The sequence below is a fragment of the Nocardia xishanensis NBRC 101358 genome (genome assembly GCF_001613365.1).
Classification (GTDB): Bacteria; Actinomycetota; Actinomycetes; order Mycobacteriales; family Mycobacteriaceae; genus Nocardia; species Nocardia xishanensis.
Map to the genome: position 1 here is coordinate 54,730 of NZ_BDCF01000026.1, position 16,801 is coordinate 71,530.

The 16,801-nt window shown below is 66.2% G+C and carries 12 protein-coding genes; 10 read left to right on the forward strand and 2 right to left on the reverse strand.

Annotated features, from left to right (window positions below; genetic code table 11):
* Positions 1-455 precede the first annotated feature (455 nt).
* Complete coding sequence (locus NX1_RS21055) at positions 456-1,709, forward strand: acyl-CoA dehydrogenase family protein (protein WP_068062161.1); 1,254 nt, start codon at positions 456-458, stop codon at positions 1,707-1,709.
* Positions 1,710-2,703: 994 nt separating this feature from the next.
* On the opposite strand, the gene NX1_RS21065 is transcribed toward NX1_RS21055, so the two are convergent.
* Together NX1_RS21065 and NX1_RS21070 are read right to left on the reverse strand one after the other, a co-directional pair.
* Positions 2,704-5,112, reverse strand: coding sequence for a CaiB/BaiF CoA-transferase family protein (locus NX1_RS21065; protein ID WP_068062167.1), 2,409 nt, complete (start codon positions 5,110-5,112; stop codon positions 2,704-2,706).
* A gap of 757 nt (positions 5,113-5,869) precedes the next feature.
* Positions 5,870-6,496 (reverse strand): GntR family transcriptional regulator, encoded by a 627-nt coding sequence (locus NX1_RS21070; RefSeq protein WP_169812262.1) that lies wholly within the window; start codon positions 6,494-6,496, stop codon positions 5,870-5,872.
* Between the two features lie 248 nt (positions 6,497-6,744).
* Between NX1_RS21070 and NX1_RS21075 the strand changes: the two genes are divergently transcribed.
* The 9 genes from NX1_RS21075 (at position 6,745) to NX1_RS21115 (ending at position 16,344) form a co-directional block, all read left to right on the forward strand.
* Entirely contained in the window at positions 6,745-7,992 is a 1,248-nt protein-coding gene (locus NX1_RS21075) for a cytochrome P450 (protein ID WP_068062173.1), read from the forward strand.
* Between the two features lie 402 nt (positions 7,993-8,394).
* Positions 8,395-10,665 (forward strand): sensor histidine kinase, encoded by a 2,271-nt coding sequence (locus tag NX1_RS21080; RefSeq protein ID WP_068062175.1) that lies wholly within the window; start codon positions 8,395-8,397, stop codon positions 10,663-10,665.
* A gap of 17 nt (positions 10,666-10,682) precedes the next feature.
* Positions 10,683-11,126 carry a roadblock/LC7 domain-containing protein gene (locus NX1_RS21085; RefSeq protein WP_068062177.1) on the forward strand — a complete coding sequence of 148 codons (444 nt, stop codon included), beginning with the start codon at positions 10,683-10,685 and terminating at the stop codon, positions 11,124-11,126.
* A complete protein-coding gene (locus NX1_RS21090; RefSeq protein ID WP_068062179.1) occupies positions 11,123-11,503 on the forward strand; it encodes a DUF742 domain-containing protein in 381 nt (126 codons plus the stop codon). The genes NX1_RS21085 and NX1_RS21090 overlap by 4 nt, the downstream gene beginning before the upstream one ends.
* On the forward strand, positions 11,484-12,095 hold the full coding sequence (locus tag NX1_RS21095) for a GTP-binding protein (RefSeq protein WP_068062181.1): 612 nt from the start codon (positions 11,484-11,486) through the stop codon (positions 12,093-12,095). The genes NX1_RS21090 and NX1_RS21095 overlap by 20 nt, the downstream gene beginning before the upstream one ends.
* Positions 12,096-12,945: 850 nt before the next feature.
* Positions 12,946-13,689: an SDR family NAD(P)-dependent oxidoreductase gene (locus NX1_RS21100; protein WP_068062183.1), complete on the forward strand. Its 744-nt coding sequence runs from the start codon at positions 12,946-12,948 to the stop codon at positions 13,687-13,689.
* A 5-nt stretch (positions 13,690-13,694) separates the two neighbouring features.
* Entirely contained in the window at positions 13,695-14,756 is a 1,062-nt protein-coding gene (locus NX1_RS21105; RefSeq protein ID WP_068062294.1) for a phosphotransferase family protein, read from the forward strand.
* Between the two features lie 19 nt (positions 14,757-14,775).
* Positions 14,776-16,089: an acyl-CoA dehydrogenase family protein gene (locus NX1_RS21110; protein ID WP_068062185.1), complete on the forward strand. Its 1,314-nt coding sequence runs from the start codon at positions 14,776-14,778 to the stop codon at positions 16,087-16,089.
* 30 nt (positions 16,090-16,119) lie between these two features.
* The gene (locus NX1_RS21115; RefSeq protein ID WP_068062197.1) at positions 16,120-16,344 is read left to right on the forward strand and encodes a hypothetical protein; all 225 of its coding nucleotides are present in this window, start codon (positions 16,120-16,122) and stop codon (positions 16,342-16,344) included.
* Positions 16,345-16,801: the final 457 nt, after the last annotated feature.

The window sequence follows — 16,801 nt, forward strand, 5'->3', positions numbered from 1 at the left end:
CGCCCGACGAATCTGATGGACGGCGAGTCGGCCGTCCGTCCCTCTACTTCGAATCCAACCATGAACACACCATAGCTTCCTTGACCAATTGTTCAACCGTTGATTGACAGTCCAGGTGAGGAGTCATACATTGTGTTGAACGCTCGTTCCATCGAGTCGATCGACGACAGGATGCGCGACACAGCGCCACACGGCCTGCTTCGGGTACGCGCTGCGGATCACCAAGCCGGGAGCCGCGCAAACGCTGCTACAGCAACTGGCTCGATGGATCTCGGGCGTACGACGCCGAGCGGCAGGCCGCGGCGGTCTCGACCTTCCACGGGCCATCGGCGAGGGCGTTCTGGGGCCGCCCCTCGCTTCGCAACCCATCACACACCCACATCGAGAAAAGGACGACTGATGATCACTGATCCCACGGCCACCTCGGCCGGACGACGCGCAGCCGGGTGGCAGGCATGAGCAATGCATTGCCACCGGACGTGACCGACCTGCTGCATCGGCTCGACGCGTTCATCGACGCCGAGATCGCTCCGTTGGAGGAGCAGGACGACAACCGCCGCTTCTTCGACCACCGCAGGGAGTGGGCTCGCACGGACTTCGAGAACGACGGCCTGCCCCGGCACGAGTGGGAGGAACTCCTCGACGAAGTCCGTAGGAGGGCAGACGCGGCCGGTTTCTACCGCTATTCGCTGCCGAAGGATCTGGGCGGCAACGACGGCTCCGATACGGCCATGGCCGCTATCCGAGAACATCTCGCCCATCGGGGGCTTGGACTACACAATGACCTCCAGAACGAACACTCGGTCGTGGGCAACCTCGTCTTCGCACACCTGATCCACCTCTTCGGCACGGAGGCGCAGCGCGAGGAGCTCGTGGAAGGTCTGATCACCGGCGGCAAGGGCCTGACGTTCGGGCTGACCGAGCCGGAGCACGGCAGCGACGCGACGTGGCTGGAGACGACCGCCCGTCGTGTTGGGGACGACTGGGTCATCAACGGGGCCAAGCGGTGGAATACCGGAATCCACACGGCTACCCACGCTCTCATCTTCGCGAGGACGTCCGGCGAGCCCGGCTCGGCGAAAGGGATCACAGCCTTCCTCGTCCCCACTCACGCACGGGGCTTTCAGGTCCCGTTCTACTGGTGGACGCTCAACATGCCCACCGACCACGGTGAAGTCGTGCTCCAGGACGTGCGCGTGCCCGCGTCGGCGGTGTTCGGCGCGGAGGGCGAGGCATTGACCATCGCGCAGACCTTCCTGCACGAGAACCGGATTCGGCAAGCCGCTTCCAGTCTCGGAGCCGCGCAGTACTGTATCGACCGCGCGGTCGCCTACGCCAAGGAGCGGCATACCTTCGGGCGCCCCTTGTCCACTCGGCAGGCGATCCAGTGGCCCTTGGTGGAACTGCACACCGAGGCCGAGATGTGCCGGGCGCTGATCCGCCAGACGGCCGCGGACCTCGACGAGTGCCGAGCCGAGGGACGGCCCGCAGTCTCGGTCGGCCACAAGGTTTCGATGTGCAACTACCGGAGTAACAGGCTCGTCTGCGAGGCCGCCGATCGCGCGATGCAGGTGCTTGGCGGCATCGGCTACTCGCGACACGAACCGTTCGAGCACATCTACCGCCATCACCGCCGCTACCGCATCACCGAAGGCGCCGAAGAGGTCCAGATGCGCCGGGTCGCCGGCCAGCTGTTCGGATTTCTCTGAGCGCCATAGACGGTCGACCTCGTTGTGATAAAGGCTGCCCGCTCGATGCTGGGCAGCCTTTATCGATCATCGTTCCTACTTCCGGAGAAGCCGACGGGCGCTTGCCGCGGAATCCCTCTCGACAGGCGTCAGATGTGAACAACTGAAGCTGTCCCCGAGCGCTCGATCGCGAACGCCTGCTCGAGACCCGCCAAGACAGAGCGTTCAGCGTTTCTGCCGGGCGCGACGGTCAGGTTGGCGGCCATGGCCTGACTCAGAGTCGGCCCGCACCTCCCAGACAGCACTGGCGCCGGGGCGGCGAGCACATTGACACGCTGGTCCGAGAAACCGGCCTCGGCAGAGCGGGTGATGGCCTCCACTATCCCGACGGACTCCCGGAAGGCTACGGGTGGTGTCGTCCGCAGACATTGCGCAGCTGAGCCGCCTCGACAAGTCCCGCAACGCATCTGGCGTGCGCGGCCAGCGCATGCGCGGTCGCCGTCATCTCTCCGCTCGCCCTTGGAATCCTGCGCGCGTCACGACGGTCGGGTGCCGCGGACGGCTTCCAGCGCTGCCGCCTTCGCGGCAAGTACATGTCGGCGCGCACTTGCCGCAGCGCCGCTTGCGTCCCGTTCATGTATCAGGCGGGCCATCTGGCGGATCTCGTTCGCGTTCGCGTCGCCGCGACCAGCGATGCGTAGCGAGAGACTGCGGAGCGCAGTGATACGCGCCTCGATCGGCCCGAACATCTTGGCAGCCGTGCACCAACACGTCGGCCTCGGCCAGTAGCTCCAGAAAGTGCGGCGATCGCGAGACCCGCCGCACCAAAGCTGGCGGCGGCCAGGTCCGGTTATCGGGAAGGCGGACTTCAACGCTCGCTCACCGGTGCTCTCCACCCCTGCTCACCTCGACCGGCGCGCTACCGAGCGCTACCCATATCTGGGTGAGCAGGCCCGTGGCCGTGCTTCGCGACGGCGCTCCGATCCCGGCGACCGGCTGGGCCGGTCGCCGGGGCTTATCGCGCCTCCGCTCGTTCCGCCGCTTTGCTGCTGTCTGATCGCATTGACGACAGACCGGGAATTTTCCCGTCCAGCTCGGGCAAAAGATTGGTCAGGAAGGTGGTGTATTCGTTCGACCGCGGATCGGCTACGTCCTCGCCGAGGCCGGGAGCCGGACCCGGATCGGCGGGGGCGAAGCCGCGAAGGATCATCGGGAAGCCCTTCAGCCACCCGCCATCGGCACCGCGCAGAGCGAGGCGCCGCTCGCGGTAGCGCGACTGGATGGCTCGGTCGGCCGCGGTGCACACCGGCACCGCGGGCACACCGGCTGCGCGCAGCTCGGCCACGGCCTGGCCCCTCGTTCGGGTCGACGCCCATTCGGTGATCCGCGCATCGACGTCGTCCTGGTTGTCCCACCACCGCTGTTCGTCTTCAGCGACCGGCAGCCCGGGAACGAGGGTGCCGAGTGCCCGCCGATGCACGTCCTCGGTGCAGGAAAGAGCGATCCACGCCGTCTCCGCGGTCGGGTAGACATCGTGTGGCGTCGCGCCCGGCCTGCGGTTGCCCGTCGGATGCATCGGCCGACCTTCCCAGACGAAGGCAGCGAGCTGGTCGGCGAGCGTCCACGCCACCAGCTCTCGCTGCGACACGTCGAGCCATGTCCCGACGCGGCGCGTCGCGGTAGCGTGCGCCACCAGGGCCGCGCCCGCCAGCGCCACGATCTGGTCGGGAAAATTCACGTCGCCCGACGACCAGATCGGCGCCTCACCGCGATAACCCGTGGCAGCGGCGAGACCGGAGAGCAGATCGAGGGTGGAACCGTAAGAGCTGTATTGGGATTCCGGTCCCACACTGCCCTGACTCGACAGGGACAGATAGATCAGATCGGGGTTCAGTTCCCGGGCGGTGTCCGGGTCGATCCCCATCCGGCGGGTGACTCCGGCCCGGAAGTTTTCGACCAGTACATCGGCCCGCCGGATGAGGTCGTGCACGATCCGCCGCCCACCCTCGCTCTTGAGGTCGACGCACAGGCCGATCTTGCCGACGTTGTTCGAAGCGAACATCGGCGAGACCGTGGGAATCACGCCGGCGTCCGCCCCCGGCATCGCCCACTGGCGGAACCGGTCTGGACGGGCATTCGACTCGATCTTGATGACGGTCGCGCCGTAGTCCGCGAGCAGTCTGCTCGTGGCCGCGCCCGCGGTGATCGTGCCGAAGTCCAGTACGAGCATGCCTGCCAAAGGCGCGTCACCCAGTCGGCCGACTCCCCCCTCGGCTGCAGGCGTCACCCCGGCGACCGCAGCGCGACGGACGATCGCGTCCTCGCCGAGCGCGGGCGCCCGCTCGGCTTCGACGGTCCTCGCATCGGGCAGGAGGAAAGACACCACCGGGGCGTCTCGCCGGCGCCGGTCGGGAGGGATCACGAAACCCCTCTTCGCGAGCTGGTCGGCGGCGAGCAGATCCGCTGCCGTGGCCGCGTAGCCGAACGGAAGTCCCAGGCGCTGGGCCGAGGCGTAGACCTCGGCGGCCTGCCGCCACCTGATCGCGTCGGCGATGACCGGCCACAGTTCCTCCGCCCGTTCGAGCCGGACGCGCGCGTCGAGAAACTCCGGGTCGCCGAGGCGGTCGTCACCGATCAGCTCGACGACCGCGGGCCACTGGTGGTCCAGGAAGATAACACCGACCCAGCCGTCCTTCGCCTCCACAATCCGCCATGACCCGCGCGACGCGCCAGTGCGGCAGGGAACCGCGGCGCCGAGCTCGTATGTCACATCGCTTTTCCAGTCCATATACGCGGCGACATCGCTCAGGGCGACCTCGACGTGGTCGCCGGTTCCGGTTCGAGTGCGTCGGTGCAGGGCGAGCGAGGCGCCGAAGAGACCGACGAACGCGGCCGCATACGCCGCCTGCTCGCCGCCCAGTGTCAACGGCGACCGGTCCGGCTCGCCGACCATCTGCGCCAACCCGCCGTAGGCCTCCGCGAGCAAACTGTCTCCCGCGGTCTCGGCGAACTCTCCCTCCAGACCGAACGCCGTCAGCGAAACGGTAACCAGCTGCGGAAACCGTTGCGCCAGACGCTTGGGGTCCAGCCCGAGTTCCCGTGCTCGGCTCGGGGACAGATCGATGAGCAGCACGTCAGCGGACGTCAGCAAGGCTTCCCAGTCGGCGGGGGCGAGGGCCGGATCGCACACCACGCTGCGCTTGCCCGCTGCTGTCGCGGTGAACGTGAACTCACGCGCCCGGAGCGGGTGCCCGGCTGCGGGCTCACACAGCGTGACCTCGTGCCCCAGCCCGGCGAACAGCCTGCCGCACGCCGCGCCTGCCACCGACCGAGTCAGCTCGATGACCCGAAGAACCTCCGGAACATCCATTCCGCCGTCTCCGGCGAGCTCGCAGTGACGACCGTTGCTGTGGGACTTCGTCATCGCCGATACCTCCTCCCCCGCCTGGCCTGCGCCAGGTAGGACGTGTGCCCGACCCTGGGCGCGCCCCTCGGCGGGCCGACCCTTTGTCACAGGCGCATATGTCGAGATCGATGGCAGGAAAGACGACTACCCGTCGGTACACCCGGCGGAAGGCAGTCGGCTTCGTCATCTATATTTTGTATGACGGTATCCAGTATGCCGTAGATTCGTCAATTTGCGCCGGTTGATCGGACGCGACGACGTGCACCGGCTCTCCGCGGGCGGCACGCAACGACGCCCGGTGCCGCACCCGACCGAAAATGCCGCTGGCGAGGTGGAATTCGGGCGCACCACGAACTCCGTCCTTCCGGCATCGAATCGCGTTTGGGAGTGAAGCGCCCGGCCGACGCTGATCGATAGCAGCGCGACAGCCCGAATCCTCGGTGCAATCAACCGGAAGTCACGAAAATTGTTCCCGTTCTGGGCTCGCGTACCACCGCAAGGTAAACGTGGATTCCGTCGGGGCGCTTGTTCCTCCCTTGCGCATCGCCCCGATTGGACAGCTCGTCGAGCCCCCGGGCAGCCACCGGGTTCAGGCCACCCTCCCGCGCGACCCACTGGCACCGAACATGGCGAGATGCCAGCCCGCGACGGACCGCCAGCCGCTACACCGTTCACGACGGTAGCGGTCACACAAACCGCCCCACGTCAGCCGATGGCCCGGACATCGAGAGCGCGGCATCGAGCCTCGATCGTGACCGATCGCCGATTCGAAGCGTCAGCCGGGGCCGCGCCCGAGCGCCGCCAGTGCCGCAGCCTTCGCCGCGAGCACGTGCGCACGTGCCGCCGCGGCGGCAGCCGGCCCATCTCGCTCGGCGATGAGGTCGATAATCTCCATCAGCTCTCGCCGACTGACCTCGGCACGGCCGCCGATCCGCAGGGAAACCCGGCGCAGCGCATGGATCCGCGCTTCGATCGACCCGAACATCTGCTGAAGAATCGAGTTGCCCGCGGCTTCGAGAAGAAGGTCGTAAAACCTCCGAGTAGCGGCGAGCTCGTCATCGAGCTCACCGGAATCGGCCGACATCATAACGGCGCGGAGGTCCGCCACTTGGGCATCCGAGGCGTTCCGCACGACGAGTTCCACCGCAGCCGCCTCGAGCGGTGCGCGCACGTCGTACAGCTCGTTCACCACCTCCGCGGTCAGCATCGCGACCCGTAATCCCCTCGGGCCGGACCTCTCGACGAGCCCCTCCGCCTGCAGGCTCCGGAGCGCCTCACGCAGGGACGTCCTGCTTACACCGGTCAGCTCGACGAGCTCCCGCTCGGTGAGCCTGCGGCCCGGCTCCAGATCACCCCGCGTAATGGCCTCGCGTACCGCGTCGGTGACCCGCTCCCGCAGCAACCGCTCTGGACGCTCGACCAGGAGTCCGAGATCACCGTCTGCCACTGAGACCTCCTTGGTTTTTGTAGGACCGACACATCATACAGGCCGACAGCCCTGGCGCCGCAATCCCGACCAGGACGAACAGCGACGTTCCAATCGGGTCGGATCACCCATCACCGACACGTTGACAGATTTCGTATTACGTAGTCCAATACTACAACGTGCGGCTAGTGAGAGCGCCGTCACACTCTGCAAAGGAGCATCTTGTGCCGTTGACCTACGAACAGACGGGGAACGTCCACATTCCGGACTTCAGTGACCCGGCCACCTTCACCGAGGAAGTCCCCCGCGCAGCCTTCGCCGAGATCCAGCGCCGACCGGGCCTGCACTGGGTCCCCACGACCGTCGCCAACAAGAACGGCGGGTACTGGGCGGTGACTCGGTTCGCCGACATCGTCGCGGTCGAGAAGGATCCGGCCACGTTCAGCTCTACCGGGGGCCCGTCCTTCCCGTACACGAACCTCTCGCCCGACCACCCGTCGGTGGACATGATCATGTGCACCGACCCGCCGCGGCACAACTACCTGCGCCGAGCGGCAGCGAAAGGGTTCGGCCCGCGTATCGTCGCGAACTTCGAGCCGTGGGTCCGGGAAGTCGTCACCCAGGCGATCGACGCGGTCGAGGGCAGGTCGGAGTTCGACTACGTCGAGGAGTTCGCCCGCACGATTCCCGCGTACGTCATCGCCACGGTGCTCGGCGCGCCGCGCGAGGACCGCGCGTATCTCGTCGAGCTGCTGACCGACTTCTTCGACGCCGCACAGCATTTCGAGGGGCTCGAGGAGGGAGAGGGGACGGCCGACCGTGTGATCCCGTTGCTCGGGCAGCTCACGGAGTACGCCGCGAAGATGCAGCAGGTCAAGCTGGCGAATCCGGGGGACGACATGTTCACCGAGCTGAGCCGGTGCGTCGAGCGTGGCGAGATCAACCAGGCGGAGTACCTCCAGTGGATGTTCGTCATGATCGCCGCGGGCTTCGAGACCACGCACACGACGATCGGTCAGTCGATGCGGATGTATCTGGAGGACCCGGAGATCGCGGCCCTGACCGACAAGGCCGTGGAGGAGGGTCAGGCCGGCCGCGCGGTCGACGAGTTCCTCAGGGTCATCAGCCCGGTGTATCAGATGGCCCGGACCGCCACCCGTGACCTGACCTTCGCCGGGGAACAGATCCGCGAGAACGATGTCATGGTCCTCTACTACACCGCCGCGAACCGGGATCCGGCAGTCTTCTCCGACCCCGATCGCTTCGACCCGTGGCGCCCCGAGAAGGAGATGCTCGCCTTCGGCACCGGCGTGCACCGCTGCATCGGCGCCCACCTGGCGAAACTGGAGCTGACCATCCTCTGGGAGGAACTGCGGGCCCGCAATGTGCGGCTCGAGCTCGCGGGCGAACCGCGCCGCGGCTGGTCCAACTACATCAACCTGCTGACCGAACTCCCGGTACGCCGGGTCTAACGCCAGGGTCGCAGCCGGCGCTGGACCGCCGATCGTCAGGGTGCTGGGCCATTCGATCTGTCCGACGCGCAATCGAATTCCAAGAACAGGACGCTCCGACGCGGCATGACGGTGGCAGCCCGGCTGCCGCGCACTCGACATCAAGGAAGCTCGATTGACCGACCACCCACCCCCCGCGCCGAGGGAGCAGTACGGCCCGGGTTCGTGCGATGGCCTTTGGCACCTCACGCCCGAACCGGCATGGCGCACAGTTCGCGTCATCGAACACAATCCTTCGTCGAAGACCAGGCACGAGGCCCGTCGGTGCGAGCTTCGATAGGACCGCGGACCGAGAAGGGCGCTGCCCCGAGTGCACCGGCTTCCCGATCCAGTGCTCGGCCCGGCCACGGTATTCGCACCCGCGTGCTGGCCATCGCGTTGATTCCGTGCGCGGCCTTTCTTGTCACGGGTACGACATTCGTCGTCACTCTGGCCAACGAGGCACGAGCGGCGGATCGCTGGGCCGAGTACCTGAACGAGCAGCTGGATTCGTTCGTCGGCTTCATCGTCGCGGTGCAGGATGAGCGAACCACCAGCTTCGCCGCCCTCAACGGCGACCCGTCGGCGATGTCCGACCTCGTGGCGCGGCGGGCGAAGACCGATTCGGCGCTCAGTGATGCCGCCCGAATCGCGCCGACGATGCAGGAACTGAATCCCGAGGCCGTCGTGAAGGCCAATCCGGCGTTCATGCGACTCGCGGTCGGCACGCCGATCATGCGGCGAGCCGTAGATGTCCGTCAGGCCACCACCGCAGAGGTGGACGACTTCTATACGCAGCTCGCCGGTGTCGTGGCGACCGGAATCGAGGGGCTGGCACGCCATACTCCGGAAGCATTGACGTCCTCCGAGTTGATGACCGCTTCGGCACTGATGCAGGCGGCCGAACTCCACTCGCGCGCCGCGGGGATCGCGGCCGCGACGGCGGCCGATGGACCGCTCTTCCCCGAGGACCGGCGAATGGTTGCCCAACTCGTCGGCGGCTATCGGCACCAACTCGAGGGACTGGTTTCCCAGCTTGCTGACGACGATCGGGCGCGATACCGGAAACTGATCGAAAGCCCCGAGTGGCACACGGCGACCCAGGGGCAGGATGAGCTGGCCGAGCAGGGGATCCTCGCGGTCCCGTACCCCGAGTGGCAGGCTGCCGAGCGTGCCGTCGACGCCGAACTCGTGGCCATGTTCCGAGACCACTTCGAGTTCGCGACCACGACGGCCGCCGATGCCGCCGACCGGACGCTTGATCGGTTGATCCTGGCCGGTGCGGCCGTGGCGATCGCCGCGACCCTCGCGTTCGTGCCGGCCCTGCTGCTGGCCAACCGCCTTGTCCGGCGCCTGCGGTCGCTGCGTTCGCGAAGCCTGGAACTGGCCAACGAGACACTGCCGTCGATCATCCAGCGCCTCCACGACGGCGAGCTCATCGACCTCGATGCCGAAGTGACGGTGGTCGACAGCGGCAGCGACGAGATCGGGCAGGTGGCGGACGCGTTCAGCACGGCGCAGCGCACGGCCATGACTGTAGCCGCCACCGAGGCGCGGACCCGGAGCGGATTCAACAGGGTCTTCCTCGACATCGCCCGCCGCAACCAGGTCGTGGTTCGCAGACAGCTGGACGTACTGGACATCGCCGAGGCCAAGCAGAACGATCCTGAACACCTCGAATTGCTGTTCCAGCTGGACCATTTGGCGACCAGGGCGCGACGGAACGCCGAGAACCTGCTGATCCTCGGCGGCGGTCAAGCCGGTCGCCGCTGGCGTGATCCGGTCGCGCTGGAGCAGATCGTGCGCAGCGCGGTCTCCGAAACCCACGATCTCACCCGAGTGAGCGCGATACGCCTGCCGGAGGCGTACGTCCTCGGCAACGTTGTCGCGGACCTCATTCACCTGCTGGCTGAGCTGATCGACAACGCGACGACGTTCTCCCCGCCGCAGGCGCTCGTATCGGTGCATGGGAACCTCGTCGGCCGCGGCGTCGTGGTCCAGGTGGAGGACCAAGGCCTCGGCCTGCGGTCCGATGAACGGGAACGACTCAACCAGCTGCTCGCCGACCCGCCCGACTTCCAGAAGATGGCGCTGGCGGGACAGCGGAACCTGGGCTTGTTCGTGGTCGGCAGGCTGGCGCGACGGCACAGCATCGCGGTGAACCTAGAGGATTCGGCGTACGGAGGGATCAAGGCCGTCGTGCTGATTCCGGTCGCCTTGCTGAGCGCCGATCCGTCTGCGGATGACGCCGATCCGAGCGGCGCACCGGGGACGGGCGCGCATCGGCGCATACCGCCCCCGCCTCCGTCCGCGGCCAGCGAGCAAGTGCACCACCTACCCGGCCGTAACGGTCCGCAGGAGCAGCCGCAGCCGTCCGGCGAACCAGTCGGGCTGCCGACAGCAGAGCCCCCCGTCAACGGCGCTTCCCACCGGTTGGAGCCGCCGCGCCCGACCTCGCGCCAGCGGGCACCGCTGCCGCGGCGGCAACGCCTCGCCCACCTCGCACCGGAACTGCAATGGGACGAAGCGAATCCCGACAGGAACCAGCCGCTCCACCAATCCCGGCGCCCCGCTGACGAAATACGAAACTCCATGTCCTCCTTTCAACGAGGAACACACCATGCACGCGAGTCCGCAGCGGACTCCAACCAGTGAAAGTCGACCCTCTGAAGATGAGAAACGAAGTGGCAGACCAGAAGTCCGGTCGGAACGCACTGGACTGGCTCCTCGACGGCCTCGTCACCCGGGTACCGGGAGCCGAGCACGCGATGGTCCTTTCGGCCGACGGACTCCCGGTGGCCCGTTCGAACGAACTGAAACGCGAGGATTCCGAACATCTCGCCGCCATCGCGTCCGCGCTGCACAGCCTGGCTCGCGGTGTGGGTACCCGCTTCGACAAAGGTCAGTTCCGGCAAACGGTCGTCGAACTCGAGGACGGGTACATGGTTGTCACCGAAGCCGGGCAGGGCGCATGTCTAGCGCTGCTGGCGGCGATCGATGCCGACCTCGGCATCGTCGCCTATCAAATGAACGTTATCGTCGGACAGGTCGGCACTCAGCTATCGGCGACGCCCCGCACTCCACAAGGCACACTGCGCGCATCGTCGGTGCGATGAACCGCCACGAAGGCGACTCCTGGGCATTCGCCGACGATCCCGGACCCCTGGTCCGGCCGTTCGCGGTGACCCGCGGCCGAGCCGGGACGAACCTTCACTCCCTCGATATCCTCACCCTGGTCGTGGCCGTACGGACGGACCCCCACGCCGCCACCCTCGATCGGGAGTATGAGGAGATAATGCGGCTGTGCCAGGGCAGGCCGATATCGATCGCCGAGCTCGCCGCCCACCTGAACCTTTTGCTGGCGGCCGTCAAGGTCTTGGTCAGCGACTTGATCGACTCCGGGCACGTAATTTTCAGATCTCCGCCGCCGCCCGCGGACGGCCCCGACCCATTCCTGCTGCAGATGGTGCTCGATGGTATTCGCAAACTTTGATCCCGTGACTGCCGACATCGACGCGGTACAGGTCATCAAACTGCTGATCGCAGGCGGTTTCGGCGTCGGCAAGACGACACTGGTGACCGCGGTCAGCGAGATCACACCGCTGCGCACCGAGGAACGGCTGTCCGAACTCGGCGCCGCGGTCGACGACCTGACCGGTGTCGAGGGCAAGACGACAACCACCGTGGCGCTGGACTTCGGCCGCATCACGATCAATCCGCAGGTGATGGTGTACCTGTTCGGCACACCCGGGCAGGACCGATTCTGGTTCATGTGGAAGGAACTGTCGCTCGGCGCCTTCGGCGCGGTCGTCCTCGCCGATACCCGGCGACTGGAGGACTCGTTCGCCGCGGTGGACTACTTCGAGTCCCGCAAGATCCCGTTCATCGTCGCGGTGAACTGCTTCGCCGGGGCCGATATCTACGAAGCGGACGAAGTCCGCGCCGCCCTCGACCTCCCGTCCCACGTCCCGGTCGTCTTCTGCGACGTACGAAACCGGCAATCAGCGAAGGATGTGCTCGTGCACCTGCTCGAGCACATCGCGACCACATCGCCTGCTGGAAGCCACCGAACCTCTACCCCCTGAGGCGAACAGGCAGTCGTCACGTGACGCGTCGCCGATCATGTGCTTCCTCGACATTCAGCAGCATCCGGATAATCCGATCGCCCACTCCCCCGGGCGATGCGGGCTGCAGCATGACACCGCAAGACTGCGTAATCGAGCGCCCCAGAGCGACTTCGACGCACAGCGGGTCAATGCGAGGCAATTCGCCGGACCCTGCGCCAATCTCGACGCCATCGCTCCATACTGCTCCACATCGTCGCGCAGCCGCTGCACGTCACGACGGCAGGGTCCACAGTCAGCGATTCGATCTCGCAGCATCACCCACAGCTCGAGCCGGCGGTCGGCCGCTTGTCGCATCTGCTCACGCACGAGTTCGTACAGCTTTCTCGGAGGCGCTGAGATCCGAGCACAACCGCTCGGTACCGAGGCGCAGCACGTTCTCGATATGCGCGCGGCAGATCGTGTGAACAGCAACTTCTCCGTGGAGCCGATGCGGTGATACAGCGCGCCGCGGCCGATATCGGCCGAATGGCTGAGTTGCGCGACCCTGGTAAGCGACATAGCCCTGGCGAGCGAAAAGTACGGTCGCCAAGGCGATGATCGATCTCGAGCGTCGCCGGTGCATGGGGTCAGCGCCACCGTCCTCCCCGGGACGCTACAGTGCCACCGCACACGCGCAGTCGATACCCCCGTCCTCGACGTGCTCACCAATCGTGCCTATAATGTAGTGGTCACTCAATACAACGATTGGGCGGATGCGGCAGGAATGCGGCCTGGAAAGGGGTCCTCCCGGGACACCGAACCAACGACGATCCCGAGACCGGAGCACGTCGGCCCGAACACTAAATTCCACTGAATCAACGAGGTCACAATGGAATTCGATGGCAAGGTAGTAGTCGTCACCGGAGGTAGCCGAGGGATGGGCCAGGAGATGGTCCGCGCCTTCGCCGCCGAGGGCGCCCATGTCGTGGTGGCGAGCCGCAAGCTCGCCGATTGCGAGGTGGTGGCGAAGGCGGCCGAAGCACTGCACGATCGCCGGGCGCTAGCCGTACCTTGCAACGTCAGCGACTGGGCGCAGTGCGACGCCCTGATCGATACCGTGTACCAGGAATTCGACCGGGTCGACGTGCTGGTCAACAACGCCGGACTGTCGCCGTTGTACCCGTCGGTCGATCAGATCACCGAGGCGTACTTCGACAAAGTGATCGGCGTGAACCTCAAGGGTCCGTTCCGGTTGGCATCAGTCATCGGTGCCCGGATGGCGGCGACCGGGGGCGGCTCGATCATCAACATCTCCTCGATCGAGGCGATACGCCCGGATCCCAACGCGGTCCCCTACGCGGCCGCCAAGGCCGCGCTCAACAACCTCACCGAGGGCTTGGCGCAGACCTTCGGATCGTCCGGCGTTCGAGTCAACGCGATCCAGTGTGGACCATTCCTCACCGACATCTCTCATGCCTGGACCGAGGAAATGCGCGCGCATTTCGACAGCCAGGCGGCCCTGCGCCGGTGTGGCAACCCCGACGAAATCGTCGGAGCGGCATTGTATTTCGCGAGCGAAAGGGCATCCTTCTGCACTGGTGCCGTACTACGGCTCGACGGCGGGGTCCGATGACCGCCATGTACGCGGACGCGAACGTCGGTGTCCCCGGGGTCGAGCTTTCCGCGCTCACCGACTGGATGGACACCCAGGGCCTCGAGTACGGACCACTGACCGAAGTGCGCGCCATCGGCGGCGGCACCCAGAACATCATGCTGCGATTCACCCGTGGCGCACGGGAGTTCGTACTGCGCCGCGGCCCACTGCATCCGCGTGCCACGACCAATGACAACCTGCGCCGGGAGATGCGGCTGTTGGCGGCGTTGTCCGACACCGCGGTGCCACATGCCCGGCTGATCGCCGCCTGCCTCGACGAATCGGTGCTTGGCGAGTCGGTCTTCTACCTCATGGAGCCGCTGGACGGTTTCAACGCCGCGGTGGAGCTGCCCGCACTGCACGCCACGAACGAAGGCGTTCGCTATCGGATGGGACTCGCGGTCGTCGACGCGCTGGCCACGTTGAGCACGGTCGACTACGAGGCAGCAGGGCTGGCCGATTTCGGACGGCCCGAGGGCTTCCTCGAACGTCAAGTGCCGCGCTGGCTGCACGAGCTGGATTCCTATGCACGGCTCGACAACTACCCCGGCCACGGCCTACCTGTCGAGTTCGTGTCCGAATGGCTCACTCGTAACCGACCGTCCAGCGGGCCGATCGGGATCATGCACGGCGACTACCACCTCGCCAACGTCATGTTCGCACCCGACGGACCGCAGGTGGCAGCGATCGTTGACTGGGAGATGTGCACGATCGGCGATCCGATGCTGGATCTGGGGTGGCTGCTGGCCACCTGGCCGGAATCGGATGAGCGCAGCGACGTCCTTGGCTCCACACTCGCGGGCGCGGGCGGGCTGCCACCGGCACAGGAGCTGGTCCGACGCTACGGCGAACGCACCGGATTCGATGTGTCGGCCGCGGACTGGTACACCGTGCTGGCCTGTTTCAAACTCGGCATCATCCTCGAGGGCACCCACGCGCGGTCCTGCGCCGGATTCGCCCCCGCCGACGTGGGGCAACGGCTGCACACCAGCGCAACAACCCTGTTCGCCCGGGCATGCAACCTGATCAACCGCAACCAATCGTAATCACGAATCGAGGACCGCAATGGCGTGGGATTTCTCTACCGAACCAGAATTTCAGAAGAAGCTGGACTGGATCCAGGATTTCGTCCGCAGCGAGGTAATTCCGCTGGAGACGCTCGATCTGGATTGGACGCAGCTGCGTCGCGCGATCGCGCCACTGCAGCAGCAGGTCAAACAGCAGGATCTGTGGGCCGCACATCTCGACCCGGAACTGGGCGGCCAGGGCTACGGCCAGGTCAAGCTCGGGTTGATGCACGAGATCATCGGCTCGAGCTGGCTGGCGCCGCTGGTTTTCGGCAATCAGGCACCCGATTCGGGCAACAGCGAAATCCTCGCCGCCGCGGGCACGCCCGAGCAGAAGGCGCGGTGGCTCGAGCCGCTGCTGTCCGGCGAGATGTACTCGGCGTTCGCGCTGACCGAGCCCGACTATGCCGGTTCGGACCCGACTCGCTTGTCCACCACGGCCGTGCGCGACGGCGACGACTGGGTCATCAACGGACACAAGTGGTTCGTCTCCAACGCCTCGACAGCGGACTTCATCATCGTCGTGGCCGTGACCGACCCCGAAGCCGAAAAGCACCGGCGCGCATCGCAATTCATCGTCCCGGTCGGCACCCCCGGCGTGCGAATCCTGCGCGACCTGGCCACGATGGAGCACCCGACCATCCAGCCGAACCACTACCCTTCGCACGCCGAGGTACAGTTCGACAACGTCCGGGTGCCGGCGGACGCACTGCTCGGCGGCGTCGGCGACGGCTTCCGCATCGCCCAGAAGCGGCTGGGTCCGGGCCGCATCCATCACTGCATGCGCTGGATCGGGCAGGCCAAGCGCGCCTTCGACATGATGTGCGAACGCGCCGCCTCCCGCGAGCTGCACGCCGGCGTGCTGGCTGACAAGCAGACCATCCGAAACTGGATCGCCGACTCGGCCGCCGAAATTCAGGCCGCCCGCCTGATGACGTTGAACGCGGCCTGGATGATCGACAACCACGGCACCTCGGCAGCACGCAAGGAAATCGCCTTCATCAAGTATTACGGCGCGAAAGTGCTGCACGACGTCATCGACCGCGCCATCCAGACTTGCGGCTCCCTCGGCTACTCCGCCGACCTGCCGTTGGAGGGGATGTACCGGGCGGCCCGCGCGGCCCGCTTCTACGACGGCCCCGACGAGGTGCACCGCGACAGCGTCGCCAAGCTGATCCTGCGCGGCTACACACCCCCGGCGACAGGTGTGCCGACCGAACACGTGCCCACGCGTAGAGCTGCGGCCCAAGAGCGATTCGCGGAACTGCTCACCGCCACAGCCGACGCCTCGTCCGAGAAATCCGACCTGTAACCGCCGCTCGCTGTCCAAGGAGTCAAGCCCATGACCGCAGATGCACCGCTGCCACCCGAAGTCGATGTGCACTTGCGGATCTGGCTTGCCGACATGATGTTCGACTACATCGCTACCGCCAGAGCGGCACGCAATCTGATCGATGACTGGCAGCGGCGGAAACATCAGCATTCGGTCGAACTGATCCGCAGTACGGTCGAGGAGCGTCGACTGTTGCCACGCCTGCCGTGCGAACGATTGTTCGCCTGCCCTTGACGGCCCGCTGCGAAATGCTGAATCAGGTCAGTTCGATCAGGTAGCGCCCCGAGTTCGGTCCATGAGGCAATCGCCCCCGACAGCTCGTTGAGCTGTAGTTTTCCGAATCTGGAGAGCCACAAGTTGCGGGTGTCAGCGTGCTGAAGACTGAGGTTCAGTGCGCGGCGTATGCCACTGACGAAGTGTGGACACACAGATCCAACCCTCCGGTAGCTCCGCGGAAATCCAATGAAGTTCGCGGAGCTACCGGAGCACGGCGGCAGGCTTATTTCCAGGCAGATACCGGACGCGGTTCAGAAAACAGTCGCCAGAGCCGCGATAGACACTGAACCTGCAGGTCTGTCCGGCGGTGTCTGCCCACGAGGCCCACCCTTCGCTGTCGATGTCACCGACAACCCCACCAGGCACCCACCTTCGCGGAAGCCACTGCGGTGGAACGGCCTATGCCACTGGCCGC

Excerpts from the sequence above, each read along its gene's own strand:
- NX1_RS21085 (WP_068062177.1), top strand. The coding sequence starts at position 10,683 with ATGAGAAACGAAGTGGCAGACCAGAAGTCCGGTCGGAACGCACTGGAC.
- NX1_RS21095 (WP_068062181.1), top strand. The coding sequence starts at position 11,484 with ATGGTATTCGCAAACTTTGATCCCGTGACTGCCGACATCGACGCGGTA.
- NX1_RS21090 (WP_068062179.1), top strand. The coding sequence starts at position 11,123 with ATGAACCGCCACGAAGGCGACTCCTGGGCATTCGCCGACGATCCCGGA.
- NX1_RS21110 (WP_068062185.1), top strand. The coding sequence starts at position 14,776 with ATGGCGTGGGATTTCTCTACCGAACCAGAATTTCAGAAGAAGCTGGAC.
- NX1_RS21115 (WP_068062197.1), top strand. The coding sequence starts at position 16,120 with ATGACCGCAGATGCACCGCTGCCACCCGAAGTCGATGTGCACTTGCGG.
- NX1_RS21055 (WP_068062161.1), top strand. The coding sequence starts at position 456 with ATGAGCAATGCATTGCCACCGGACGTGACCGACCTGCTGCATCGGCTC.
- NX1_RS21100 (WP_068062183.1), top strand. The coding sequence starts at position 12,946 with ATGGAATTCGATGGCAAGGTAGTAGTCGTCACCGGAGGTAGCCGAGGG.
- NX1_RS21105 (WP_068062294.1), top strand. The coding sequence starts at position 13,695 with ATGTACGCGGACGCGAACGTCGGTGTCCCCGGGGTCGAGCTTTCCGCG.
- NX1_RS21065 (WP_068062167.1), bottom strand. The coding sequence starts at position 5,112 with ATGACGAAGTCCCACAGCAACGGTCGTCACTGCGAGCTCGCCGGAGAC.